This window comes from Nonomuraea sp. NPDC049309 (genome assembly GCF_043196965.1).
Taxonomy (GTDB): Bacteria; Actinomycetota; Actinomycetes; order Streptosporangiales; family Streptosporangiaceae; genus Nonomuraea; species Nonomuraea fastidiosa.
On the sequence record NZ_JBICSH010000001.1, the window covers coordinates 1945922 to 1970631 of the forward strand.

Consider the following 24710-nt stretch of genomic DNA (forward strand, 5'->3'; position numbering starts at 1 on the left):
CCCAGGAACCGGCCCGGCGTGCGAGCGGGCCCTACGTGTCGCGAGCGGTCTTCGAGCGCGCCGCCGACACCCAGGAGGCGTGCAGGTCGGCGTACACGCCGGGCTCCTGCACCAGCTGGGCGTGCGGCCCGCGCTGCACCAGCCGGCCCGCGTCGAAGACCAGCACCTCGTCGGCGTTCTCCGCGGTGGACAGCCGGTGCGCGATGGAGACGGCGGTGCGGCCCCGGGTGACGCCTTCGAGCGCGCGGGCCAGGCGCACCTCGGTGGCCGGGTCGACGGCGGAGGTGGCCTCGTCGAGCAGCAGCAGGTCGGGGTCGGCGAGGTAGGCGCGGGCCAGCGCGACGAGCTGCCGCTCGCCCGCCGACAGCGACTCGCCGCGCTGCCCGACCGGCGTGTCGAGGCCCGCGGGCAGGCCCTCCAGCCAGTCGGCCAGGCCCAGCTCGGTCAGCGCCAGCTCGATCTCCTCGCGGGTGGCCGACGGCTTGCCGTAGCGGATGTTCTCCTCCAGGGTGCCGTCGAACAGGAAGCCGTCCTGCGGCACCATGACGATGCGCTCGCGCAGCGAGGAGAAGCGCACCTGGCGCAGGTCGTGGCCGTCCACGGTGACCCGGCCGGATGCGGGGTCCATGAGCCTGGTGAGGAGCTTGGCGAACGTGGTCTTGCCCGAGCCGGTCTCGCCGACGACGGCGACGCGCGAGCGCGGCGGGATGGACACGGTGACCTCGCGCAGCACGGGCGCGCCACCGGGGTAGGCGAAGTGCACGTTCTCGAAGGCCACCTCGATGGGGCCGCGCGGCAGCGTCACGCCGCGCTCGCCGGGGTCGGCGACGTCGGGCGGGGTGTCGAGCACACCGAGGATGCGCCGCCAGCCCGCGACGGCGTTCTGCGCCTCGTTCAGCACCTCGGTCGCGGTCTGCAGCGGCGAGATGAACAGCGTGACGAGGAACAGGAACGCCACCAGCTCGCCCTGCGAGATGCCGCCCGACAGGCCGAGCCGCACGCCGAGCAGCACGATGCCGGCGATGGCGATGGCGGCGACGATCTCGGTCAGCGGGAAGACGAACCCGACGATGGTCTGCGCCCGCACCTGGGCCTTCTTGTTGGCGTCCACGGCCCTGTCGATGCGTTCGGCGGTGCGGCGCTCGGAGGCGTAGGCCCTGATGACGGTGGCGCCGACCACCGACTCGCTGACCGCGGCCAGCATGTCGCCGGTGCGCTCGCGCACGGTGGTGTACGCCCGCGACAGCAGCCGCTGGAAGCGCGGCAGGGCGATCATCAGCGGGATGAAGCAGGCCCACACCAGCAGCGTGAGCTGCCAGGAGTAGACGAGCATCAGCACGGTGGCCACGAGGAGCTGGCCGAGCGAGACGATGATCATCAGCCCGCCCCACTGCATGAACGTGCTGATCTGGTCGATGTCGTTGGTGACGCGGGAGACCAGGGCGCCGCGGCGCTCGGTGTTCTGGGTGAGCACCGACAGGTCGTGCACGTGGCGGAAGCCGCGCACGCGCAGGGTGGCCAGCGAGGACTCGGTGGCCTTGTAGAGGCGGACGTTCATGGCGTACCCGGCCAGGGCCGTCACCACCACGGCGACGGCGCAGATCACCACGGCCCGCGTGATGTACGGGATGTCGGGTGTGCCGGTCTTGAGGCCGGTGTCGATGGTCTGCTGCACCGCGATCGGCACGATCACCTTGCCGATGGTGGCGACGACGGCGAGTGCCAGCGTGCCGAGCAGGCCGGCGCGGAACTCGGGCGTCAGCGACAGGCCCTGCCGGATGGTGGCAAGCGCGGAGCGCTCGGCGTTGCCGTGGATGCTCTGCGCGGTCATGCGCTGACCCCTTCTTCCTCGATGTCGATGTCGGACAGCTCGATGGCGGCCCGCTCGGCCTCCTCGCGCTCGTAGGCGGTCACCAGGTTGCGGTAGCCCGCGCAGCGCCCGATCAGCTCCTCGTGCGTGCCCCGGTCCACCACGCGGCCGTGGTCGAGGTAGACGACCTCGTCGGCCAGGGAGATGGTGGCCATCCGGTAGGCGACGACCACGACGGTGGACGCCTCGGCGGCGTCGCGCAGCCCGTGCAGGATCCTCGCCTCGACCTGCGGGTCCACGCTGGAGGTCGCGTCGTCGAGTACGAGCAGGCGGGGGCGGCGCACGACCGCGCGGGCCAGGGCCAGGCGCTGACGCTGGCCGCCGGAGAGCGAGGCGCCGCGCTCGCCGACGCGGGTGTCGAGCCCGTCGGGCAGCCGGCCGACGAAGCCGTCGGCCTGGGCCAGCCGCAGGGCGGCCCACACGTCCTCGTCGGTGACCTCGCCGCCGAGGGCGATGTTGCCGCGGACGGAGTCGTCGAACAGGAACGTCTGCTGTGGCACCAGCGCCACCGACGCGGCCACGCCGCCGTAGGGCAGGTCGCGCAGGTCCACGCCGTCCAGCAGCACCTGACCCGAGTCGGGGTCCACCAGGCGCACCAGGAGCTGCACGAGCGTGGACTTGCCCGATCCGGTGGGGCCGACGATGGCGACGGTGCGGCCCGCGGGCACGTCGAAGGTGACGTCGTGCAGCACCTTCGCCTCGCCGTAGGCGTAGGAGACGCCTTTGACGCTCAGCTCGGCGGGGCCTGCGGAGGTGCCGGGGGCGGCGGTGCCGTACTCCATGGAGCCGGTGGCATCCAGCACGGCCTGCACCCGCTGCCAGCCGACGACGCTGCGCGGCAGCTCGGCGAGCACCCAGCCGAGCGCCCTGATCGGGAAGGCGAGCAGCGTGAACAGGTACGCCACCTGCACCAGGTCGCCGGGGTCGATCGCGCCGGCGGACAGCCGGGCCGCGCCGACGCCCAGCACGGCGAGCACGCCGAGCGTGGGCAGCGCCTCCAGCATGGGGTCGAACAGGCCGCGCACCCGGCCGACGGCGATGTTGGCGTCGCGCAGCTCGTGGGCGCGCCGGCGGAACCGCTCGGTCTCCAGCTCCTCCCTGCCGAGCGTCTTGACGACGAGCGCGCCGTCGAAGCTTTCGTGGGCGATCTCGCTGACCTCGGCGCGCAGCTGCTGCGCGCGGGTGGCCAGCGGGCTCAGCCTGCGCTGGTAGACGAGGTTGAGCACGGCGATGGCCGGGAAGATGAGGAAGCCCACGAGCGCCAGCGCGAGGTCGGTGAGCACCATCGCCACGGCCGCGGTGATCAGCATGACGACCACGCCGACGGCCATCGGCAGCGGCGCGAGCGGCGCCCAGGCGGCCTCGGCGTCGGAGCTGGCGTTGGACAGCAGCTGCCCGGTCGGGTGCCGGTGGTGCCAGGCCAGCGGCAGCCGCAGGTACTGCTTGGTGACGTCGCGCCGGGAGCGGGCCTGCATGCGGTACTGCATGAGACCGGCCAGGATGCGCCGTCCCGCCACGCCGATCGCCTTGAGCAGGGCGGTGCCGACGATGAGCGACACGCCGGTCCACAGCGCTCCCGCGGTGACGTCGCCGTCGCGGAACGCGGCCAGCACGACGTTCTGTGTCGCCCACCCAAGGGCGGAGGCCGAGGCGACGGTCATGCCGCCGTACACAGCGCTGGCCAGCACCGCGAGGGTGAAGACCGTCTTCTCGGTGCGAATGGCCACCCCAAGGACGCGGAGCCCTTGACGCATCACGGCCGAGGTGACCTTGCTCGCCACTCGGTACGTTTCCTTCCAGGTCTGATGTTGATACGTATGTCCCTATCACGCCCGATCATGCGGTTATTCCCGGCGGTAGGCTGATCCACGTGACTCACGCTCGTGGCGAACGCGCTGCGCTCTGCACTCTGCTCGACCGGCTCGGCCCGGACGCGCCGACCCTGTGCGCGGGCTGGACCACCTACGACCTGGCCGCGCACCTCGTCGTGCGCGAGCGCAGGCCCGACGCCATGCCGGGCATCGGGCTCAAGCCGCTGGCCGGCTACACCGCCAAGGTGCAGCAGCGGATGAAGGAGGCCCACCCCTACCCCGAGCTGGTCGGCCTCGTCCGCCGGCCGGGCGGCGTCTACGGCCTGCTGCCCGCGCTCGATTCGGCGGTCAACACGCTGGAGATGTTCGTCCACCACGAGGACGTGCGCCGCGCCCAGCCGTCGTGGGAGCCCCGCGAGCTGGACCCCGGGTTCGAGCAGCTCATCTGGAAGCGGGTGTCCACGGGGGCCCGGCTGATGCTGCGCAAGGCGCCCGTCGGCGTGGTGCTGCACCGGCTCGGCGGCGGCGTCGTGCTCGGCGGCCCCAAGGGACGCTCGCGCGTGGAGGTCACCGGGCGGGCGGCCGAGCTGCTGATGTTCTGCTTCGGACGGCAGCGACACGCCCGGGTCGAGCTGACCGGGGACCCGGCGGCCGTGGAGGCGCTGCGCGAGGCTCCCCTGGGGGTCTGACCTGCTCCCGTGAGGGGCGGCCCGGTGCCCGGCAGGCCCGGAAAACCCGGCGGGGCAGGCGCTCGCGTTTCCGGACACTGCGCTTACCATGGCAAGGGAAAGAAGCCCCCCGGTTAGGATCTTGTACATCTATAGAGATGCCTAAGGATCGCCCAGACTCGGGTATATACGGCTGGGAACGGACTGCAGGAGGCCCCCCATGCAGGTCAAGAAGGTGATCACCTACGTGGCTATCGCGTTCGTGGTCTTCTACCTGTTCACCCGGCCGGCCCAGGCCGCCGCCGCGGTCAACGGTGTGTTCGACGGGATCATCCATGGAGCCAACCAATTGGCGGTGTTCTTCTCGAGCATCCTGACCTGACCTTGGGCGCTGTCTGCGTGCGGTGCTTCCACGCGCCGCCCGTTCGTGTTACGCAGGCAGGGTGACAGATCGCCCCACCGGCACCAGACCGCATCAGCTCGGCGCCGCCGCCCGGCGCACCCTCGAGCGTGCCGAGCTCGAGGGCATCGAGCTCATCCGTTTCCTGTACGCCGACCACGGAGGCGTGATCCGTGGTAAGGCGGCGGCCAGGTCCCGGCTGGCCGAGCGGCTCAGCTCGGGCATCGGGCACACGGTGGCCATGATGGCGATGAACATGCTCGATCAGTTGCAGGAGGTCGAGCACATGGGGCCGGTGGGCGAGGTGCGCATCGTGCCCGACGCCGCCACGTACGTGCCGCTGCCGTACGCTCCCGGCGCCGCCGCGATGCTGTCGGATCTGCGCCGTCCCGACGGCACCCCCTGGGAGGCGTGCCCGCGCACGTTCCTGAAGGACGCGATCGCCGCGCTGCGTGAGGAGGGCTACGCGCTGGAGGCGGCGTTCGAGCCGGAGTTCACGCTCGGCCGGCGGCTGCCCGACCCGTCGGGCGGGCCCGACCGGCTGGTGCCGATCGACGACGCCCTCTGCTACGCCGCGATCGGCTTCGACATCGCTCACGACTACACGATGGCGCTGGTGCGCGCGCTGGAGACGCAGGGGCTGCGCGTCGAGCACTACCATCCCGAGCTCGGCCACGGTCAGCAGGAGCTGTCGATCCGCCACGCGCCCGCGCTGCGCGCCGCCGACAACCACGTGCTCTACCGCGAGACCGTGCGCGGCGTGGCCCTGCGCATGCAGATGTGGGCCTCGCTGGCCCCCAAACCGCTGGCCGACCAGGCCGGCAACGGCGCCCACCTGCACCTGTCGCTGTGGAGCGGCGGCCGCAACGTCTTCGCCACCGACAACGAGGTGCGCGACGCCTTCATCGGCGGCCTGCTCGCCCACCTGCCCGCGCTGACGGCGCTGACCTGCGGCAGCGTCAACAGCTTCCGCCGCCTGGCGCCCCGCATGTGGTCCAGCGCGTACGCCGTCTACGGTCCCGACAACCGCGAGGCCGCCGTCCGCGTCTGCTCACCGCTGGGCGACAGCGGCGAGCCGAACCTGGAGCTGAAGCCGTCCGACTCCTCCGCCAACCCCTACCTGTCGCTCGGCGCGGTCATCCACGCCGGCCTCGACGGCATCCGGCGCAAGCTGGACCCGGGCGAGCCGGTGGACGTCGACCCCGACACCCGGCCGGGCCGTTATCCGCGCCTGCCGTCCTCGCTGGACGAGGCGCTGGACGCGCTGGAGGCCGACGAGGTGCTCATGGAGGCGCTCGGACCGCTGCGGCGCAGCGCGTATCTGGCCGTCAAGCGGTCCGAGGCCGCGGCGTTCGCGGGGAAGGACGCCTCCTTCGAGCTCTTCCACCACATGCGGGTGTTCTGAGCGCGCCGCTCAGCGGACCGGGTGGCCCGCGTTCCTGAGCGTCTCCTTGACCTCGGAGATCTTCAGCGTGCCGAAGTGGAACACGCTCGCCGCCAGCACGGCGTCGGCGCCCGCCGCCACCGCCGGGGGGAAGTGCTCCAGCCGGCCGGCGCCGCCGCTGGCGATCACCGGCACCCGCACGGCCGCCCTGACCGCGCGCAACATCTCCAGGTCGTATCCGTCGAGCGTGCCGTCGCCGTCCATCGAGTTGAGCAGGATCTCGCCCACGCCGAGCTCCTCGCCGCGGGCGGCCCACTCGACGGCGTCGATGCCGGTGCCGCGCCGCCCGCCGTGGGTGGTCACCTCGAACCCGCTGGCCGTGCCCGGCGCCCGCCGGGCGTCCACCGACAGCACGACGCACTGCGCGCCGAACCGCCGGGACGCCTCGGTGAGCAGCTCGGGCCTGGCGATGGCGGCGGTGTTGAGCGACACCTTGTCGGCCCCCGCCCGCAGCAGCCGGTCGACGTCGTCGACCGAGCGCACCCCGCCGCCCACGGTGAGCGGGATGAAGACCTGCTCGGCGGTCCTGCGCACGACGTCGAGCATGGTCTCGCGCTCGCCTGACGAGGCGGTGATGTCGAGGAAGGTCAGCTCGTCGGCGCCCTCCTCGTCATAGCGCCTGGCCAGCTCCACGGGGTCGCCCGCATCGCGCAGGTTCTCGAAGTTCACGCCCTTGACCACGCGGCCGGCGTCAACGTCGAGACAGGGGATGACTCTTACCGCCACGCTCATGTTCGCAGTGCCTCGATCTCGATCTCTACCAGCATTCTCGGGTCGACCAGCCCGGCCACCCGCACCCCTGTGCAGGCGGGGCGCACCTTCGAGAAGACCTCGTGGATCGCCTTGCCCACGGGGTCGAAGTGGCGCTGATCGACCACGTAGTAGCGGACCATGACGACGTCCTCACGCGTCAGGCCGCCCATGAGGACGGCCTCGAGCGCGATCTCGATCGCGGTCAGGGCCTGCATGTACGGGTCGCCGACGTGGCGTACCTCTCCGTCGACCGTGGCCGTGCAGCCGGACACGATCACCCGGCCGCCCGCGACCACCGCGCGGGCGTAACCGTACTTCTCCTCCCAGATGCCGCCTGAGAACACCCGGTAACCGGTGCTCTCCATGCCGATGCTCCCAATACTCATCTCGCCCCTCCTGGCACGGCTACACACGTACCGCTGCCAGCGCATCTTCCAGGGTGAACGCGCGAGCGTACAGGGCCCTGCCCACGATGACCCCCTCCAGGCCGTCGGGGACCAGGGAGGAGAGCGCGACCAGGTCGTCGATGCTGGAGACGCCGCCGCTGGCCACCACGGGCTTGTCGGTGCGGGCCAGGATGCGCCGGTAGAGGTCGAGGTTGGGGCCCTGGAGCATGCCGTCCTTGGTGACGTCGGTGACGACGTAGCGGGGGCAGCCGTCGGCTTCGAGCCGGTCCAGCACCTCCCACAGGTCTCCGGCGTCCTCGGTCCAGCCGCGCGCGGCCAGCGTGGTGCCGCGCACGTCGAGGCCCACCGCGATGCGGTCGCCGTACTCGGCGATGATCTTGCTGCACCAGGCGGGGTTCTCCAGCGCGGCGGTGCCGATGTTGACCCGGCGGCAGCCGGTGGCCAGCGCCTGGGCCAAGGAGTCGTCGTCGCGGATGCCGCCCGACAGCTCCACGTTGACGTCGAGCCTGCCGATCATCTCGGCGATCAGCTCGCGGTTGCTCCCCCGGCCGAAGGCGGCGTCGAGGTCGACCAGATGGATCCACTCCGCGCCCGCCTCCTGCCAGGCCAGCGCGGCGGCCAGCGGCTCGCCGTAGCCGGTCTCGGTGCCGGCCTCGCCCTGCACCAGGCGTACGGCCTGGCCGTCGACGATGTCGACGGCGGGCAGCAATGTGAGAGACATCAGGTCCTCCGGTCGAAAGCGAGAGTCACGACGACGGGCACGAACAGCAGCGACAGCACCAGGACGGCGAAGCTGGCGAGGAGCGACCCCCACACCAGCCACGCGACCACCTGGACGAGCAGGAAGCCGAGCGCCACCACGGCGTTCTGGGCGCGGTGGCGGCGGGCCAGCAGCCCGCCCTGACGGCGGATGCGCACCGGGCGCGGCGTCAGCCGGGCGATGAGGGCGCGGCGCCGGGCCCTGCGGGCCTGCCGCTCCTCGTTGGCCCGGATCGCGCGCGCCCGCTCGGCCTCCCGCTCCGCCCTGCGGCGCGCACGCTCCTTGCTCACGACAGCGCCTTGACCCAGTTTCGCAGCAGGGCCGCACCGGCGTCGCCGGACTTCTCCGGGTGGAACTGGGTGCCCATGAGCGGGCCGTTCTCCACGGCGGCCACGAACGGCACGCCGTGCTCGGCCCAGGTGACGAGCGGCTCGGAGAAGCCGTCGCCGGTGCGCAGCTCCCACTCGCGCACGCCGTAGGAGTGGACGAAGTAGAAGCGGGTGTCCGCGTCGAGCCCGTCGAACAGCACGCTGCCCGCGGGCGCCTTGACGGTGTTCCACCCCATGTGCGGCAGCACGGGCGCGTCGAGCCGCTCGACCGTGCCCGGCCACTCGCCGCAGCCCTCGGTCTCCACGCCGTGCTCGACGCCGCGCGCGAACAGGATCTGCATGCCGACGCAGATGCCGAGCACGGGCCTGCCGCCGGACAGGCGGCGGCCGATGATCTGCTCGCCGCGCACCGCCTTCAGGCCCTTCATGCAGGCGGCGAACGCCCCAACGCCGGGCACCACCAGGCCGTCGCTGTCCATGGCCGTCTGGTAGTCGGAGGTCACGGTGACCTGGGCACCCGCCCTGGTCAGCGCGCGCTCGGCCGAGCGCAGGTTGCCCGAGCCGTAGTCGAGTACGACGACATTGTTCTTCACCACCACAACACTCCCGCCGTGATCGCCATCACCGCGCCGACCGCGCAGATCGCCGCGCCCGCCTTCAGTCCCTGCTTGGCCAGGGAGTACACGCCGCCGCCGAGGAACAGCCCGAGGAACACCAGGGCCACGGCGAGCAGGTTGTCGGTCACAGCACGCCCTTGGTGCTCGGCACCCCGCTCGCGCGCGGGTCGAGCTCGGACGCCTCGCGCAGCGCCCTCGCCAGCGCCTTGAACTGCGCCTCGACGATGTGGTGCGCGTTACGGCCGTAGGGCACATGAACGTGCAGGCAGATGGCCGCCTGCGCGACGAACGACTCCAGGATGTGGCGGGTCATCGTCGTGTCGTAGTCGGGGCCGATCATCGGTGCCATGCCCTCGGGCTCGGTGTGCACGAGGTAGGGGCGGCCCGACAGGTCGACGGTGACCTGGGCGAGCGACTCGTCCAGCGGGCACGACGCGCTGCCGAACCGCCTGATGCCGGACTTGTCGCCCAGCGCCTCGCGGAACGCGGCGCCCAGCGCCAGCGCGGTGTCCTCGATCGTGTGGTGGGAGTCGATGTGCAGGTCGCCCTCGGTCTTGACCGTCAGGTCGAACAGCCCGTGCTTGCCGAGCTGGGCCAGCATGTGGTCGTAGAAGCCGACCCCGGTGGACACCTCCACCCGGCCGGTGCCGTCGAGGCCGACCTCGACCAGGACCGAGGTCTCCTTCGTGACGCGCTCGATGCGACCTACGCGGCTCACATTGCTCCTTCCAGGGCGGCGCGGAAGGCCGCCATCTCCTCGCCCGTGCCGATGCTCACCCGCAGCCACTCGGGAGGGCCCACCTCGCGGATGAGCACCCCGCGCTCCAGCAGCCCCTCCCACACCCTGCGCCGGTCGGGGAAGCGCCCGAACAGCACGAAGTTGGCGTCGGAGTCGGCCACCTCCAGCCCCTTGCCGCGCAGCCACTCCACCGTGGCGTCGCGTTCGCGGCGCAGCGCGTCGACCGTGCCGAGCAGCTCGTCGCGGTGGCGCAGCGCCACCCGCGCCGCCGCCTGCGTCAGCGTGGACAGGTGGTACGGCAGCCGCACCAGCAGCAGCGCCTCGACCACCGCCGGGTGCGCCGCGAGATAGCCGAGGCGGGTGCCGGCCATCGCGAACGCCTTCGACATCGTCCTGGTGACGATGAGCCGCGGGTGGCCGGGCAGCAGGGTCAGCGCCGACGGCGTGCCCTCGCGGGCGAACTCGGCGTACGCCTCGTCGACCACCACCATGCCGGGCGCCGCCGCCAGCACCGCCTTGATCGTCTCCAGCGGCTGGGCGGTGCCCGTGGGGTTGTTGGGCGAGGTCAGGAAGACCACATCGGGGCGGTGCTCCTCGATCGCGGCGACCGCCTTGTCCGGGTCGAGCGAGAAGTCGCCCTCACGGGACGCGCTGATCCACTCGGTGGAGGTGCCGCCCGTGATGATCGGGTGCATGGAGTAGGAGGGCTCGAACCCCATGGCGCTGCGGCCCGGGCCGCCGAACGCCTGCAGGATCTGCTGGAGCACCTCGTTGGAGCCGTTGGCGGCCCACACCTGCGCGGCCGTCAGGCCGTGGCCGAGGTAGTCGGCCAGGTCGGCGCGCAGCTCGGTGGCGTCCCTGTCGGGATAGCGGTTGAGCTCCCCCGCCCGCCGGCCGATCTCCGCCGCCAGGTCGGCGACCAGCTCGGGAGACGGCGGGTAGGGGTTCTCGTTGGTGTTGAGACGTACGGGCACGTCGATCTGGGGCGCGCCGTAGGGCGTCTTGCCGCGCAGATCGTCACGGATGGGCAGGTCGTCGAGGTTCACGCGGTCTCCGTCGGCACTCGCCAGTCGAATCGGGCGCGGATCGCGGCGCCGTGTGCGGGCAGGTCTTCGGCGTCGGCCAGCACCGACACATGGGCCGCCGCGCCGGCGAGCGCCTCGCGGGTGTAGTCGACCACGTGGATGCCGCGCAGGAACGACTGCACCGACAGGCCGCTGGAGTGGCAGGCGCAGCCGCCGGTCGGCAGCACGTGGTTGGACCCGGCGAGGTAGTCGCCGAGCGAGACCGGCGAGTAGGGGCCGACGAAGATCGCCCCGGCGTTGCGCACCCGCGCCGCCACGGCCGCCGCGTCGGCGGTCTGGATCTCCAGGTGCTCGGCGGCGTAGGCGTCGACCACCTTCAGGCCGTCGTCGATCGAGCTCACCAGCACGATGCCCGACTGGCGGCCGCCCAGCGCCTCGGTGATGCGCTCGGAGTGCTTGGTCGCCGCGACCTGCGCCGGCAGCTCCTTCTCGACCGCGTCGGCCAGCTCGACGCTGGTGGTGACGAGCACGGATGCGGCGATCACGTCGTGCTCGGCCTGGCTGATCAGGTCGGCGGCGACGTAGACCGGGTCGGCCGTCTCGTCGGCGAGGATCGCGATCTCGGTGGGGCCGGCCTCGGAGTCGATGCCGATGCGGCCCTTGAGCAGCCGCTTGGCGGCGGCCACGAAGATGTTGCCGGGACCCGTCACCATGGACACCGGCTCGCACTCCTCGGTGCCGTAGGCGAACATCGCCACCGCCTGCGCGCCGCCCACGCTGTAGACCTCGTCCACGCCGAGCAGCGCGCACGCGGCCAGGATCGTGGGGTGCGGCAGCCCGCCGAACTCCTTCTGCGCCGGGCTGGTGACCGCCAGCGAGCCGACGCCGGCCTCCTGGGCGGGCACGACGTTCATCACGACGCTCGACGGATAGACCGCGCGGCCGCCCGGGACGTAGAGGCCGACCCGCTCGACCGGCACCCACCGCTCGGTCACCGTGCCGCCGGGCACGACCTGGGTGGTGACGTCGGTGCGCCGCTGGTCGCGGTGGACCAGCCTGGCCCGCCTGATCGACTCCTCCAGCGCGGCGCGCACCTTCGGGTCGAGCCCGGCGAGCGCGTCGCGCAGCGCCTCGGCGGGCACGCGGGCGGAGGCGATCTCGACACCGTCGAACTCGGCGGTCAGCTCCCGTACGGCTGCCGCCCCGCGATGGCGCACGTCCTCGCATATCGGCCGCACCTTCTCCAGGGCGGCCTCGACGTCGAGCTCGGCGCGGGGCAGCACGTCGCGCAGGTCCGCAGGCAGGGAACCGCGCATGTCGATACGGGAAATCACCCTCACAGTCTACGGAGTCCGGGCTCCGGTTCAGGTTGTGTCCACCATGCGGACAGCGACAACACAGCGAGAACACAGCGGGAACACAGCGGGAACGCCGTGCGCCCGACCCCCGGAGGGCACCACGTGCCCGGTGCGCGACGGCCGCGGAGACGCCGTCGCGCCCGGTGCTCGACGACCGCGGGGGCGGCGCTCGCCGACGCACGCCCCGCACGGCCGTCGCGGCCCCGGACCGGGCCTGCCGGGGCCGGCGCCGTGGCCGTCACGGGGGTACGGCCACGGCCGGGGAAAGCCACGGGAAACTCCACTGCCCGGGACATGCGGTCTCTAACCCGGATTCTCAAGACAAACCTTGCAGCGCGACAAGGTGACCTTGCGTGATTTTTAGTCACATCTGCCGGCCGCCGCGCGGCGCGTCCGTGTCGGCCAGGGCGCGGGGCGGCGCGCTCGTCTCACCCGAAGGCACGGGCCGCGCGGCCGGGCTCCCCGCGGCCGGTGTCGGATCGGTTTCCGGAAATTATCCGCCCATTATGTGCGGCCTCTTACCCTTAGCCGCATGGGACAGTGGCACGGACCCGATGGCATCCTCGTCGAGGCGATCATCCTGGACGATCGCCCGCTCCTGCGCGTCTCCCATCGCGTCAACGGCCGCACGTACCTGCGCGGCTACTGCGCCACCGTCGACGAGCTCAGCGAGCACGGCGTCGACCTCGCCGAGCTCGTCGAACGCGCCGACGACGGGCCACTTGACCATCTGCAGACCCCGGAGCGCCACTGACGATCACGCGGACGGGGTACGGCATGCACCATGGTCCGGCTGCCGGTCTACGCGCCCATGCTGGCCCAGCCCGGCACCCTGTCCGCCGTCCAGGGCCCCGGCTGGGCCGTGGAGATGAAATGGGACGGCGTGCGCGCCCTCGCCTACATCGAGGACGGCGCCGTACGCCTGATGTCGCGTAACGCCAAGGACATCACCCCCGCCTACCCCGAGCTCCAGCTCATGGCCGGCGCCACCGGCGGCCACGACGCCGTCATCGACGGCGAGATCGTCGCCTTCGACGAGGCCGGGCGGCCCAGCTTCGAAGCCCTGCAGCCCCGCATGCACCAGCGCAACCCGGCCGCCGCGGCCGCGCTGGCCAGGGCCGTGCCGGTGACGTACATGGCCTTCGACATCCTGCACCTCGACGACGGCAGCACCGTCTCGCGGACCTACACCGAGCGCCGCGAGATCCTGGAGAGCACGCTCACCCCCGGCTACCGGTGGCAGGTGCCCGTCTGGTTCACCGACCACGCCACCCGCGCCTTCGAGTCCTCCCGGCGGCTCGGGCTCGAAGGGGTGGTGTGCAAGCGGCTCGGCTCGCCGTACCGGCCGGGGCGGCGCAGCAGCGAATGGACCAAGGTCAAGAACGTCAGCACCGCCGAGGTCGTCATCGGCGGGTGGAAACCGGGCAGCGGCCGGCGCGCGAGCACGATCGGGTCGCTGCTGCTCGGCGCGTACGACCAGGGCGGCCGGCTGCGCTTCGTCGGCCACGTCGGCACCGGCTTCACCGACCGGGCGCTGCGCGACCTGCGCGACCGGCTGCTCCCCCTGGAGCGGCCGGAGCCGCCCTTCGACGAGGAGGTGCCGCGCGAGCACGCCCGCGACGCCCACTGGGTGCGCCCCGAGCTCGTCGGCGAGGTCCAGTACGCCGAGGTCACCGGCGACGGGCGGCTGCGTCACCCCTCGTGGCGGGGGCTGCGGCCCGACCGCGAGCCCGCCGAGGCCCGTACCGAGGGGCTGCTCCCCCACCGGGGCGACGCCGCCGCCGGCTGACGCATAACGGCTCGTCTCCCGACACGACACCCCTGACCACACATCGTCCTCATATGGTGACTTAGAGTTACCGAAAGGCATGTTGAACGGTTCGGGGGGCATCGTGCGCAGAACTCTCGTCACCACCATGGCCGGACTGGCCGGGCTCACCGGCCTGACCGCCACGCTCGCCCCGCCCGCCACCGCCGACCGGCCGCCCCTCATCTTCGCCGGAGACCGTCAGGCCGCACCCGCCGCCGGCGACCGCCAGGCCCCGCCCATCGCCACCGCATCCCCCGCCACCGGCTCGCAGACCGCCGCCTTCCCCTGGGGCGCCGATGCGTCGCCACTGATGCGCCCCGGCCGCGCCGTCACATACTGGACCGCCGCCAAACAGGCCGCGGCCACACCCGCCGACCTGCCCCGGAGCTCCGAGCCCAAGAGCCGCATCGGCGCCGCCCGCACCGCCGCGCCGCTCAGCGTCCCCGCCGCCGAACGCCTCACCCCCGGCGGCGACGTCAACGGCTACGCCCGCGTCCCCAGGCCCTACACCGCCGTCCCCTACAGCCGCATCAGCGGCCGCCTGTTCTTCATCAACTCCTCCGGCCAGGGCGACTCCTGCACGGCCTCCGTCGTACGCTCGGCCAGCGGCCTGCTCATCGCCACCGCCGCCCACTGCGTCTACAGCGTCCCCGAAGGCACCACCACCGGCCGGTGGCACCGCGACTTCGCGTTCGTGCCCGCCTACGACGGCCGCGCCACCTCGGTGCGGGAGCGCGAGCCGTACGGACGCTGGGGCGGGCGCCGCGCGTGGAAGCCCGACGGCTACACCGGCCTGCACGGCGGCGACTGGAACTCCAGCTACGACATCGCCCTCATCGAGGTCGGCTGGCGCGGCCGCACGCTCCAGGACGCCGTCGGCGCCTTCACCCCCATGCTCAACCAGGGCGGCAGGCACGTCATCGCCACCACCGGCTATCCAGGGCTGCCCGGCAGGCAGCCGTACGACGGGCGCGACCAGCTCTGGTGCCTCGGCAGGACCCGCCAGACCGCCGGCGTCGCCCCGGCCGAGACCCTGCTCGCCGCCCGCTCCACCCGCCTGCCCGCCCTCGGCCGGGCCACCGGGAACGGGCGCATGGAGACCTACAACTGCCACCTCTACAAGGGGCACTCCGGCGGGCCCTGGTTCCTCAAGGACACCGGCGACCTCGTCGGCGTGCTGTCGGCGGGCAAGGAGGACGGCGAGGCCGACGGCAACTCCGTCGCCACCGCGCTCAACCTCGAAGGCTACGGCGCCATCGTCCGGCAGGCCGACCCGAACGGCGTCTACGACGCCCTGTCCGTCAAGCTGACCGGCCCGGCCAAAGCCGCCAGGCGCGGCGAGAACACCACCGTCACCGCCACCGTCACCATGCGCGGCGTCATGGCCGCCGCGCGGGTGCCCGTCACGCTCAGCGTGCCGCGCGGCGCCGCGCTGACCGCCGTGCACGGCGTCTCCTGCAGGCCCACCCGGCGCCAGGCCACCTGTGTCATCCCCGCCGTACGTCCCGGGCGGCCCGTCGAGATCACCGCCCGCCTGCACGTCGCCGCCGGCGCCCCGCACCGCCTGCCCGTCACCGCCCGGGTCGTCTCCACCAGGCTCGACCCGGACCAGCGCGACAACACCGCCACCCTGCGCCTGCGCACCCGCCGCTGAGCCCGCTCACGCCGGCTCGGCCGCGGGCAGCGGCTCGGGCTCCTTGATCGTGCGCGCGAACAGCCAGGCGAGGACCGGGAACACGATCAGGCAGGCCAGCGCCGTACGCAGCGACGACGCCTCCGCCACCGCGCCCACCAGCGGGGTCGCCAGGCCGCCCACGCTCACCGCGAGGCCCAGCGTCACCCCGCCGGCCGTGCCCACCCTGTTCGGCAGCATGTCCTGGCCGAGCGTGACGTGCAGGGAGAAGGGGGTGTACAAGGCGATCGAGGAGGCCGCCACGAACGCGTACGCCGCCGGGCCGGGCACCAGCACCACGCCCGCGACCGCGGGCACGGCCAGCGCGTACGCCGCCCGCATCGTGCGCACCCGCCCGTAACGGGCGGCCAGCCTGCCGCCCAGCACCGTGCCCACGGCGCCGCCCGCGAACAGCACGAACAAAGCCGCCGCGCCCGCCGCGCCGCCGCCCATCAGCAGCGCCACGAACGCGCTCAGCCCCACGTACACCACCGAACGGAAGACGATCACCAGCGTCAGCCTGGCGAAGGCCGCCCAGTCGTCCCTGCCGTGCGCCACCCGCGCGGCCTTGGCCGCCCGCGTTCCGCGCGTCAGCGCCCGCACGGCGGGCAGCGTCGCCAGCGCGCCCGCCACCGCGGGCACCACCAGGAACGGCGAGGCCTCCAGGCCGCCCGCCGCCAGCAGCGGCGTCACCAGCACCGGCGCGCAGGCGAACCCCAGCGTCCCGCCCAGCGAGAACCAGCTCATCCGCACGTGGCCGCCCGCGCTCGCGATCCGCGCCAGCCGCGCCGACTCCGGGTGGTAGGCGGCCACGCCCATGCCCGACAGGGCCACCGCGAGCCACGTCAGCGCGTACGAGCCGGACAGCCCGCCCGCCGCCACGCCGGCCCCGGCCAGCACCGTGCTCACCGGAATCAGCCACGGCATCCGCCACCTGTCGGTCAGCACCCCGAACAGCGGCTGCACGATCGACGACGACAGCGTGGCCGCCAGCACGATGCCGGACGCGGCGACGTACCCGTATCCGCGCTGCGCCACCAGGAACGGCACCAGCGCGGGGACCGCACCCTGGTAGAAGTCCACCGCCGCATGACCTGCGGCGAGCGTAGGAATCCTGTTCATGCCTTCGATGGTGATTCGGACGGCCGCTGGCACGCTTCCGATAAAGTGCCAATGTATGTCGCATATCCGCCATCTACCGGAGGCGCCCACCGGTCACCGGCCGCTCACCGCCGGCGCCGGCATGGACGCCCACCGCCACGACACCCACCAGATCGTCTACGCCTGCCGCGGCGTCCTGTCCGTCACCACCGACGCCGGCACCTGGGTCGCCCCCGCCAACCGCGCCATCTGGGTACCCGCGGGCACCGTGCACGAGCACCGCGCCCACGGCGACACCGACCTGCGGCTCGTCGGGCTCACCCACAACCCGCTGAACCTCGGCCGCCCCGCCGTGCTCGCCGTCGGCCCCCTGCTGCGCGAGCTGATCATCGCCTACACCGCCGACTCCGCCGCCCCCGAGGCCGAGCGCGCCCGGCTCCTCGCCGTCCTGCTCGATCAGCTCAAGCGCGCCCCCGAGCAGCCGTTCCACCTGCCCACCCCGCGCGACCCGCGCCTGGCCGCCGTGTGCGCCGCCCTGCACGACGACCCCGCCGACCCCGCCACGCTGGCGCGGCTCGCCGCCCGCGCCGGCACCAGCGAACGCACCCTCGCCCGGTTGTTCCGCGCCGAGCTCGGCATGAGCTTCCCGCAGTGGCGCACCCAGCTCCGGCTGCACCACGCGCTCGTGCTGCTGGCCGACGGTCTGCCGGTGACCGCCGTCGCGCATCGCTGCGGGTGGTCGACGCCGAGCGCGTTCATCGACGTGTTCAAGAAGGCCTTCGGGTACACCCCCGGCCGGGCCTTTACAATGTAGATTCGCTACACTGAAAAGTTGTGAGCAAAACCAAGGGCAAGGGCGGCACCCCGGCCACCATGGCGCTGACCAAGGCCGGAGCCGAGTTCACCCTCCACCCCTACGAGCACGACCCCGCCGCGCAGGCCTACGGCGAGGAGGCCGCCGACGCGCTCGGCGTCCCCTACGAGCGGATCTTCAAGACGCTGGTCGCCGAGGTCGAGAGCGGCCTGGCCGTGGCCGTCGTCCCCGTGGCGGGCAAGCTCGACCTCAAGGCCTTCGCCGGCGCGCTCGGCGGCAAGCGGGCCGCGATGGCCGACGCCGCCAAGGTCGAACGCGTCACCGGCTACGTCGTCGGCGGCATCAGCCCCCTCGGCCAGCGCAAGCAGCTGCCCACCGTGGTCGACTCGTCGGCGCTCGGCTTCGAGACCATCTACTTCTCGGCGGGCAGGCGCGGCCTCCAGATCGAAACCGCCCCCGCCAACCTCATCGCGCTCACCCGCGCCATCACCGCCCCCATCGCCAAACCCGCCTGACCAACCTCGCCGGGGCGGGATCACACCGCCCGCCCCGCGCCCCGACCGGGGACACGCCGCCCTGCGCGATCAGCGCTGCGCGCCGGCCGGCCCACGTGATCCCCCACCGAGCGCCACACCGCCCGCCCCTCCCGGCCCCCACGGGGTGCGCCCCACCGCCCGCCTCTCGCGGACCCCGACCGGGCTGTGCCGATCACCCGCCCCCGCGAGCCCCAACCAAGCTGCGCCGCCCACCCGCCCCCGCGAGCCCCAACCGAGCTGCGCCGCCCACCCGCCCCCGCGAGCCCCGACCGAGGACTGCGCCGCCCACCCCAACGAGATCCCACCGAGCGCTGCACTGCCCGCCTCCCCACGAACCCCGACCGGAGTGCACCGGCCGCCCGGTGCCGGCCTCGTCCTCGACGTGCCCGTCCGCCCTACGCCTGCACGCCCAGGCGGCCCACCGAGCCACGCACCCGCGATCGGCCGTACCCACGCACGTGCCCACCCGACGAGCTCGGCGGACGCGCCACCGCCCACCCGGACGGGCCTGGCGGACGCACCGGGCCACCCGCCCCAGACGAACCTCCCGCCCTCGATAAGCCGCCGAGCCCGCTGCCACGCCCCTCTCCCCCGGACGAGCCTCACAAACGCGGTGACCGCCCACCCCGGACCAACGCTCAGGAATGCTGGACCGCCCACCCGGACGAGCCTCACAAGCGGACGACCGATCACCCGGACGAGTCTCGCGAACAAGCAACCGCCCACCCTTCCCGGCCTGGCGGACGCATTGGGCGCCGCCCACCCCGGACGAGCCCGCCCCGACTCGGATCCGCCACCTTACGAGCGGCTCGCCCCCGGTCCGGACCCGCCACTCCACGCTCAGCCTGTCGGCGACCCTGCTTCCCCGACGGACGCAACCACCCGAAAAGGGCGCGTTTCCGATCCGGATGAAGTTTGAGCCTGGTCGACACGCTGTGATTGATAGAGCGACAAATGAACAAATGGTGGCGCTCGACTCCTGTGTGTCGCCATGGGGGCAACGGCTGAACGGATGCAAGATGAGCCGTACCGGGAGGCCTGCAGTCGGCGGGTCCATCCGGAAAAAATCGACATTGCGTATCTATGTGTGCAATCCCATAATGAGGAGATCAATTGCCTAGAATTGGCAGCCTCTTCGGGGTTCTCGCAGCCGGCACGGTGCTGACCGCAGGTGCCGTCGCCCTGGCCGACGGCGCGGCCTTCGCGGCCTCCGGCCCTGCGCGTGCGGCCGCCTCTCCAGCTCGCGATGGACAGCTGCGCTTCGCCGTCCGCGCCTCTCATCGCTCGGACCCGAAACACAACACCCAGCACGAACGTCAGGGCGCGGACCAGAGCCGGCGTCAGGTGACGGGGCAGCGCAACGATTCCCTGGGACAGGCGGTCCTTCAGAGATCGGAGGGAGCGCCCGGTAAGCAGGGGCCGGGGTGGCCACGGCCGCCCCACCCGCACGGTAAGCGTGGTCCGGCGGGTCCGCCCGGACCGCCCGGGCCGGAGGGCCCGCCCGGACCGGAGGGCCCTCCCGGACCAGAGGGCCCACCCGGACCGGCAGGAGTCTCGGGCTATGAGGTCGTCACCGGAGACGCCTTCACCGTGCCCGGAGGGGTGAATGTAGGTACCGGGGGAGTTCTGTGTCCCGCTGGAAAGGTGGCGATTTCCGGCGGATATAGGCTGCAGAGCGGCGGCATCTCAGTGGACGACAGCGTCGTCTCTGTGGTCACGTCCGCACCGAACAACGCAAATAACGGGTGGGAGGTGCTGGTCTTCAACAACAGCAACTTCAGCGCGACTTTCGTCCCTTATGTGATCTGCGCCAACCAATCCTGACCACCCGAGCGGAGCGGCCACGGCTAAGGGCGTCGGCCCTCTTGCCGATGTTTTCCGCTGGCAGGGGCGATGAGAACTCGTCATCGCCCCTGCGAGGGGTCGCAACTCATCGACGGTGAGCGGGATGAGACCGCCGCTTCAGGGAGCCCTCAGCGTGGCAGGCGCAAGGTCGTGCATGTGACGGCGGAACGGCACAGCTGTCGCGACAGTTGTCAGGTCGTACGAGGAGCCGGGGACGCCTCCTGAACCCGGGGGATCTCCGATGCTCGATTCCCTCGCCCTCGCCGCAAGAAGCGTGTGCGACTTGGCGGTTTCACCAGAGACTCACGCAATGGCCCCGTGCGTCGAGATCGCGACGCACCAATGAGGGCCGCTTCTCCACGACTCGACGGGACCTGACCCGCCCGCGGCCGCGCGACGCGAACCCGCCACTCCACGCTCAACCTGATCGGCGAACCCTGCGCCCGACGCGGACCCACCACCTTCGAGCGCTCCGCCCCTGGGCCCGGCCCACCGCCCTACGAACGACCCTGCGCCCCCGCGCCCGACCCACCACCTCACGAGCGACCCTGCGCCCCCGCGCCCGACCCACCACCCCACGAACAGCCCTACGACCCCGCGCCCGACTCGCCGCCCTACGAGCGACCTGATCCGCGACCCTGGGCACGACCCGATCCGCCGCGATGCGAGCGGTCATCGGCGGAGGGTTGGCGGTGCTGCTGAGCAGACGACTGCGAGTGGGGCTTCGCTGAGCCCTGCTGCCGAGACTGCGCGGGAGGTTGCCTGCGGGGCTGCGCTGCCGGTTGCGGGCGCGGCTGGGCGGGCTGCGGACGCGCTTGCGCGCGGCTCTGAGCGGGTGGCTGCTTACGCGCCTGGGCGGGCGGTTTCGGACGCGATTGGGCCGCCGTCTGCGAGTGCGATCGCGCGGGCGGCTGCTGCCGCGCCTGCGAGCGGGACTGCGCGGGTGACTGCGGGCGTGCCTGGGCGGGCGGTTGCGGGCGCGGCTGGGCGGGTGGGGCGGTGCTCGGCTGGGCGGGTGCGGTGGTGTGGGCGGCGGGGTGGTGGCGGCGGTGCGGGGGCCATTCGAGGGTGAACTCGGTACGCCCGCGGCGCGGCGAGGTGATCGCTTTCTGCCCGAGCAGCCACTCGAAGAGCCGGCGGTGCCGCCGCAGGAAGGGGTGCATGCGGCGCTTGCGCTCCTCCTCGGCGAGCGCCTTCTCCAGGCCTGGCGTGTGCCCGCCACCGAAGCGGGACATGTCGGGCTTGTGGAAGCGCGTCGGTTCCGTACGCCGCAGGGCGTGCCGCATCGACTCCACCCAGATCGGCCCTGGCAGCGACGCCCCCTGCACCGACCCGTAGTACCGCCCGCCGATCTCCACGCCCCGCAGCGGATACCGGTACGACCCCCGGATGTCCCCCACGCTGACCGCCGCCGCCAGGTCGGGCGTGTGGCCGGCGAACCAGGCGGAGGTGTAGCCGTTGTTGGTGCCGGTCTTGCCGGCGGCCGGCCGCCCGATGCTCTGCCCCTTCATCGTGCCCTTGTCGAAGACGCCGGTGAGCACGTGGTTGACGGCGTCGGCGACGGGCGCCTCGATGGCCTGCTCGCAGGCGGGCGGGATGTGCGTGCGCCGCCCGTCCCTGCCGGTGATCTCGACGATGGCGAGGGGCCGGCAGTAGCGTCCGCGCGCGGCGAAGGCCGCGAACGAGGCGGCCACGGTCACCGGGTCCATCTCGTTGATGCCGAGCGTGAACGTCGGCACCTCGCGCAGCGGCTGCCCGTCGGCCCTGACGATGCCGAGCTTCTTGGCGGTGCGGACGACGTTGCAGAGCCCGACCTTGCGCTCCAGCATCATGTAGAAGATGTTGACCGACTTCCAGGTGCCGGTCTCGATGCTGTGCGGGCCGCCCTCGCCCTCGCCGCTGGCGTTGTGGATGGTGGTGCCGGGGTCGTTCACGGGACGTCCGGCGCAGTTGCGGTAGCCCTGTGACGGCGTCAGCGAGCCGGGGGTCTGGAAGCCGTCGCCGAAGCGCCAGCCCTGCTGCAGCGCGGTGGCCAGGGTGAACACCTTGAACGTCGATCCGGCCTGGAAGCCCTGCCCGCCGCCGTGCGCGACGTCGGCGGCGAGGTTGAAGGTGGTCCTGTGACCGTTCTTGCGGTTGCCGGGGTTGGGGCCGAAGTGCTTGCTCGCGGCCATCGCCAGGATGCGGCCGGTTCCCGGCTCGACCATGGCCTCGGCGGCCACCTCGGTGTCCTTGGGCGAGACGTACCTGCGGATGGCCTGTTCCGCGGCGCGCTGGGCGACGGGGTCGAGGCTGGTCCTGATGGTCAGGCCGCCTCTGGCCATGCGGCGGCGCCGCTCTGCGGCGGTGTTGCCGAAGACGGGGTTGGACAGCAGTTCCTGCTGGACGTACACGCAGTAGTAGGGGTAGTCGCTCTGCGCGCAGCCGCCGGGCTCTGGCCGCAGCCGCAGCCCGAGCGGCGAGCTCTTGGCCTGGGCCGCCTCCTGCTGCGTGATCCACTTGAGCCCGGCCATGCGGTCGAGCACGAGGTCGCGCCGCGCCTTGAGCCGTTCCCGGTGCTCGCTGCCGAGCGAGGGGTCGGTCGAGTGCGGCATCCGCACCGCCCCCGCCAGCGTGGCCGCCTGGGTGAGCGTGAGCTTGGAGGCGGTGGTGGAGAAGAACCGCCTGGCCGCCGCCTCCACGCCGTGGGCGCCGGCCCCGAAGTAGGCGATGTTGAGGTACCGCTCGAGGATCTCGTCCTTGCGGTACTTGCGTTCCAGCGCGAGCGCCAGCCGCAGCTCGGTGATCTTGCGGGCGAGGTTGGGCGCGCGGGCCCGGTCGCGTTCCTCCTCGGTGCGGGCGCTTTCCACCAGGATGTTCTTGACGAGCTGCTGGGTCAGGGACGAGCCGCCCTGCTTGATGCCGCCCGCCTGGGTGTTGGTGAGCAGCGCCCGCAGCGTGCCCCTGACGTCGAGTCCGCCGTGCTCGTAGAAGCGGGCGTCCTCGATGGCCACGATGGCCTTGCGCATCACGGGCGCGACGGCGGCCAGCGGTACGACGGTCCTGTTGGCCTCGTAGAACTGCGCGAACGGGCGGCCGTTCCTGTCGAGCAGCCTGGTCACCTGGGAGAGCTGCTCCTCGCGCGGGGCGGGCGGCAGGTCCACGAAGTGGTTCACGGCGTTCTTCGTGGCGATGCCGCCTCCGCCCACCACCGGGACGGCCAGCGCGGCCGTGAGCAGCCCGCCCAGCGCTCCCGCCAGCCCGAGTGCCCCGATGGATCTGAGTACGCTCACGTGAGTTGTGTGCGACGCCCCGATCGGCGGCAAACGTCCGGCTGGCAGCTCTTTACCGTTGCCTGCGGATGTTCAGACCCAGCGAGGCGAACTGCTCGAACGGCCGGTGGTACCCCCGTTCGATGTGGTGCACCCCGCGCAGTGTCGAGGGCCCGTCGGCGACGGCCGCGGCCAGCACCGCCGAGAACCCGGCCCGGATGTCCGGCAGCGTCACGTCGGCGCCCTTGAGCTTGGACACGCCGCGCACGACCGCCGAATGGCGGGCGTTGGTGTCGTGGTAGCGGCAGGCGGGGCCGCCGAGACACTGGTCGAACACCTCGATCTCGCAGCCCATCTTCTGCAGCGCCGGCACGTACACCAGGCGGTTTTCGAAGACCGTCTCGTGCAGCACGGACATGCCGTGGCTCTGCGTGAACAGCACCATGAGCGGCGTCTGCCAGTCGGTCATGAAGCCGGGGTGGGTGTCGGTCTGCACGGCCGCCGCGCGCAGGCCCTCGGGCGGCGCCGTGGCGCACAGGTACTCGTCGTTGATCTCGAACTGGGCGCCCATCCTGGCCAGCGTGGTGATGGCGGTGACGAGGCGGTCCTGGGGGCAGCCGTGGACGCGTACCTCGCCCTGGGTGATGAGCCCGGCGGCAAGGTACGAGAACGCCTCGATCCGGTCGCCGGTCAGCCACGTGGAGGCACCGCGCAGGTGATCGACGCCCTCGATGACGATCCTGCGGTCGGGCGAGAGCTCGATCCGCGCGCCCATGCGCTGCAGGAACAGCGCCAGCTCCACCACCTCGGGCTCGGTGGCGGCGTTCTTCAGCACGGTCTTGCCGTCGGCCAGCACCGCCGACATCAGCACGGTCTCGGTGGCGCCCACGCTCGGGTACGGCAGCTCGATGCGGGTGCCGTTGAGCCGTTTCGCCTTGGCGTAGATGCCGGTCTCCTTCACCTCCACCTCGGCGCCCATCGCCCGCAGCGCGTCCACGTGGAAGTTGACCGGCCGCCGCCCGATGGGGTCGCCGCCGACCAGCGGCACGAACGCCTCCCCCGCCAGATGCAGCAGCGGGCCGAGCATGAGGATGGGGATGCGGTTCAGGCCGGTGAACGCGTCGGGCACCCGCGGCTCGATCTCGGCGCCGCGCTCGATCCTGATCTCCGAACCGGAGATCTCGACGTGGATGCCGAGGGCGCGCAGCATGTCGGCGGTGATCCCCACCTCGCCGACCTCGGGGGCGTTGTGGATGCTGCTCTCGCCGTCGCCGAGCATGGCGGCGACCATGTGCTTGGACACGCCGTTCTTGGAACCGCGTACTTCGACATCACCCCGGAGTGGACCGGAGGGTTCTATCAGCCAGACCTCTTCAGCAATCACGAAGTGAGCCTAACCGGGAGATACCATCGAGCTGATTCGGACGTACATGTGAGGGGGAGTGGCGTGGCGAGGGAAGTACGCGCATTTGCGGTAACTGTCCTCACTCTCGCCACACT

General features: G+C 72.3%; 23 protein-coding genes. 9 read left to right on the forward strand and 14 right to left on the reverse strand.

The genetic code is table 11. The features are described from left to right. Positions 1–31: 31 nt before the first annotated feature. Both ACGFIM_RS08770 and ACGFIM_RS08775 read right to left on the reverse strand, forming a co-directional pair. A complete protein-coding gene (locus ACGFIM_RS08770) occupies positions 32–1831 on the reverse strand; it encodes an ABC transporter ATP-binding protein (RefSeq protein WP_393196871.1) in 1800 nt (599 codons plus the stop codon). Next, a complete protein-coding gene (locus ACGFIM_RS08775; protein WP_393199669.1) occupies positions 1828–3624 on the reverse strand; it encodes an ABC transporter ATP-binding protein in 1797 nt (598 codons plus the stop codon). The genes ACGFIM_RS08770 and ACGFIM_RS08775 overlap by 4 nt, the downstream gene beginning before the upstream one ends. 116 nt (positions 3625–3740) lie before the next feature. Here ACGFIM_RS08775 and ACGFIM_RS08780 point away from each other — a divergent pair, with 116 nt between their 5' ends. From ACGFIM_RS08780 to ACGFIM_RS08790, 3 genes are all read left to right on the forward strand, one after another. After that, a complete protein-coding gene (locus ACGFIM_RS08780; protein ID WP_393196874.1) occupies positions 3741–4370 on the forward strand; it encodes a TIGR03085 family metal-binding protein in 630 nt (209 codons plus the stop codon). Positions 4371–4569: 199 nt separating this feature from the next. After that, complete coding sequence (locus tag ACGFIM_RS08785; protein WP_364054711.1) at positions 4570–4731, forward strand: hypothetical protein; 162 nt, start codon at positions 4570–4572, stop codon at positions 4729–4731. A 61-nt stretch (positions 4732–4792) separates the two neighbouring features. Further along, positions 4793–6154, forward strand: a complete 1362-nt coding sequence (locus tag ACGFIM_RS08790) for a glutamine synthetase family protein (RefSeq protein WP_393196877.1) — start codon at positions 4793–4795, stop codon at positions 6152–6154. A 9-nt stretch (positions 6155–6163) separates the two neighbouring features. Here the strand turns inward: ACGFIM_RS08790 and hisF are convergent, their stop codons facing one another. From hisF to hisD, 9 genes are read right to left on the reverse strand one after another with little or no spacing between them, the layout of a single operon-like run. Next, the gene (gene hisF / locus ACGFIM_RS08795) at positions 6164–6925 is read right to left on the reverse strand and encodes an imidazole glycerol phosphate synthase subunit HisF (RefSeq protein WP_393196880.1); all 762 of its coding nucleotides are present in this window, start codon (positions 6923–6925) and stop codon (positions 6164–6166) included. Further along, complete coding sequence (locus tag ACGFIM_RS08800; RefSeq protein ID WP_393196883.1) at positions 6922–7332, reverse strand: Rid family hydrolase; 411 nt, start codon at positions 7330–7332, stop codon at positions 6922–6924. The genes hisF and ACGFIM_RS08800 overlap by 4 nt, the downstream gene beginning before the upstream one ends. A 19-nt stretch (positions 7333–7351) precedes the next feature. Continuing rightward, the gene (gene priA, locus ACGFIM_RS08805) at positions 7352–8074 is read right to left on the reverse strand and encodes a bifunctional 1-(5-phosphoribosyl)-5-((5-phosphoribosylamino)methylideneamino)imidazole-4-carboxamide isomerase/phosphoribosylanthranilate isomerase PriA (protein ID WP_393196886.1); all 723 of its coding nucleotides are present in this window, start codon (positions 8072–8074) and stop codon (positions 7352–7354) included. Beyond that, positions 8074–8403, reverse strand: a complete 330-nt coding sequence (locus ACGFIM_RS08810; protein ID WP_393196889.1) for a hypothetical protein — start codon at positions 8401–8403, stop codon at positions 8074–8076. Before ACGFIM_RS08810 ends, priA begins: the two co-directional genes overlap by 1 nt. Further along, positions 8400–9035, reverse strand: coding sequence for an imidazole glycerol phosphate synthase subunit HisH (gene hisH, locus ACGFIM_RS08815; RefSeq protein WP_393199672.1), 636 nt, complete (start codon positions 9033–9035; stop codon positions 8400–8402). The genes ACGFIM_RS08810 and hisH overlap by 4 nt, the downstream gene beginning before the upstream one ends. Continuing rightward, entirely contained in the window at positions 9032–9187 is a 156-nt protein-coding gene (locus ACGFIM_RS08820) for a hypothetical protein (RefSeq protein ID WP_393196892.1), read from the reverse strand. Before ACGFIM_RS08820 ends, hisH begins: the two co-directional genes overlap by 4 nt. Continuing rightward, complete coding sequence (hisB, locus tag ACGFIM_RS08825) at positions 9184–9777, reverse strand: imidazoleglycerol-phosphate dehydratase HisB (protein WP_393196895.1); 594 nt, start codon at positions 9775–9777, stop codon at positions 9184–9186. Before hisB ends, ACGFIM_RS08820 begins: the two co-directional genes overlap by 4 nt. Continuing rightward, positions 9774–10844, reverse strand: coding sequence for a histidinol-phosphate transaminase (locus tag ACGFIM_RS08830; protein WP_393196898.1), 1071 nt, complete (start codon positions 10842–10844; stop codon positions 9774–9776). The genes hisB and ACGFIM_RS08830 overlap by 4 nt, the downstream gene beginning before the upstream one ends. Next, complete coding sequence (gene hisD, locus ACGFIM_RS08835; RefSeq protein ID WP_393196901.1) at positions 10841–12157, reverse strand: histidinol dehydrogenase; 1317 nt, start codon at positions 12155–12157, stop codon at positions 10841–10843. Before hisD ends, ACGFIM_RS08830 begins: the two co-directional genes overlap by 4 nt. 556 nt (positions 12158–12713) lie before the next feature. Between hisD and ACGFIM_RS08840 the strand changes: the two genes are divergently transcribed. From ACGFIM_RS08840 to ACGFIM_RS08850, 3 genes are all read left to right on the forward strand, one after another. Beyond that, positions 12714–12935, forward strand: coding sequence for a hypothetical protein (locus ACGFIM_RS08840; protein ID WP_393196904.1), 222 nt, complete (start codon positions 12714–12716; stop codon positions 12933–12935). 30 nt (positions 12936–12965) lie between these two features. Continuing rightward, positions 12966–13970, forward strand: coding sequence for a non-homologous end-joining DNA ligase (gene ligD, locus ACGFIM_RS08845; protein WP_393196907.1), 1005 nt, complete (start codon positions 12966–12968; stop codon positions 13968–13970). 103 nt (positions 13971–14073) lie between these two features. Beyond that, positions 14074–15645 carry a trypsin-like serine peptidase gene (locus ACGFIM_RS08850; protein WP_393196910.1) on the forward strand — a complete coding sequence of 524 codons (1572 nt, stop codon included), beginning with the start codon at positions 14074–14076 and terminating at the stop codon, positions 15643–15645. A 6-nt stretch (positions 15646–15651) separates the two neighbouring features. Here the strand turns inward: ACGFIM_RS08850 and ACGFIM_RS08855 are convergent, their stop codons facing one another. Next, positions 15652–16785, reverse strand: a complete 1134-nt coding sequence (locus ACGFIM_RS08855; protein WP_393196913.1) for an MFS transporter — start codon at positions 16783–16785, stop codon at positions 15652–15654. Positions 16786–16840: 55 nt separating this feature from the next. On the opposite strand from ACGFIM_RS08855, the gene ACGFIM_RS08860 reads away from it, so the two are divergent. From ACGFIM_RS08860 to ACGFIM_RS08870, 3 genes are all read left to right on the forward strand, one after another. Continuing rightward, the gene (locus ACGFIM_RS08860; RefSeq protein WP_393196916.1) at positions 16841–17578 is read left to right on the forward strand and encodes an AraC family transcriptional regulator; all 738 of its coding nucleotides are present in this window, start codon (positions 16841–16843) and stop codon (positions 17576–17578) included. A gap of 59 nt (positions 17579–17637) precedes the next feature. Further along, the gene (gene ybaK, locus ACGFIM_RS08865) at positions 17638–18093 is read left to right on the forward strand and encodes a Cys-tRNA(Pro) deacylase (protein WP_393199675.1); all 456 of its coding nucleotides are present in this window, start codon (positions 17638–17640) and stop codon (positions 18091–18093) included. Positions 18094–19758: 1665 nt separating this feature from the next. Continuing rightward, complete coding sequence (locus ACGFIM_RS08870; RefSeq protein ID WP_393196918.1) at positions 19759–19938, forward strand: hypothetical protein; 180 nt, start codon at positions 19759–19761, stop codon at positions 19936–19938. A 635-nt stretch (positions 19939–20573) separates the two neighbouring features. On the opposite strand, the gene ACGFIM_RS08875 is transcribed toward ACGFIM_RS08870, so the two are convergent. Together ACGFIM_RS08875 and murA are read right to left on the reverse strand one after the other, a co-directional pair. Beyond that, a complete protein-coding gene (locus tag ACGFIM_RS08875; protein ID WP_393196921.1) occupies positions 20574–23231 on the reverse strand; it encodes a transglycosylase domain-containing protein in 2658 nt (885 codons plus the stop codon). A 52-nt stretch (positions 23232–23283) separates the two neighbouring features. Further along, positions 23284–24594 carry a UDP-N-acetylglucosamine 1-carboxyvinyltransferase gene (gene murA, locus ACGFIM_RS08880; protein ID WP_393196923.1) on the reverse strand — a complete coding sequence of 437 codons (1311 nt, stop codon included), beginning with the start codon at positions 24592–24594 and terminating at the stop codon, positions 23284–23286. Between the last annotated feature and the right edge of the window lie 116 nt (positions 24595–24710).

Coding starts and splice junctions, on each gene's coding strand:
- ACGFIM_RS08770 (WP_393196871.1), bottom strand. CDS start 1,831: ATGACCGCGCAGAGCATCCACGGCAACGCCGAGCGCTCCGCGCTTGCC.
- ACGFIM_RS08775 (WP_393199669.1), bottom strand. CDS start 3,624: ATGCGTCAAGGGCTCCGCGTCCTTGGGGTGGCCATTCGCACCGAGAAG.
- ACGFIM_RS08785 (WP_364054711.1), top strand. CDS start 4,570: ATGCAGGTCAAGAAGGTGATCACCTACGTGGCTATCGCGTTCGTGGTC.
- hisF (WP_393196880.1), bottom strand. CDS start 6,925: ATGAGCGTGGCGGTAAGAGTCATCCCCTGTCTCGACGTTGACGCCGGC.
- ACGFIM_RS08800 (WP_393196883.1), bottom strand. CDS start 7,332: ATGAGTATTGGGAGCATCGGCATGGAGAGCACCGGTTACCGGGTGTTC.
- priA (WP_393196886.1), bottom strand. CDS start 8,074: ATGTCTCTCACATTGCTGCCCGCCGTCGACATCGTCGACGGCCAGGCC.
- ACGFIM_RS08840 (WP_393196904.1), top strand. CDS start 12,714: ATGGGACAGTGGCACGGACCCGATGGCATCCTCGTCGAGGCGATCATC.
- ligD (WP_393196907.1), top strand. CDS start 12,966: ATGGTCCGGCTGCCGGTCTACGCGCCCATGCTGGCCCAGCCCGGCACC.
- ACGFIM_RS08855 (WP_393196913.1), bottom strand. CDS start 16,785: ATGAACAGGATTCCTACGCTCGCCGCAGGTCATGCGGCGGTGGACTTC.
- ACGFIM_RS08860 (WP_393196916.1), top strand. CDS start 16,841: ATGTCGCATATCCGCCATCTACCGGAGGCGCCCACCGGTCACCGGCCG.
- ybaK (WP_393199675.1), top strand. CDS start 17,638: ATGGCGCTGACCAAGGCCGGAGCCGAGTTCACCCTCCACCCCTACGAG.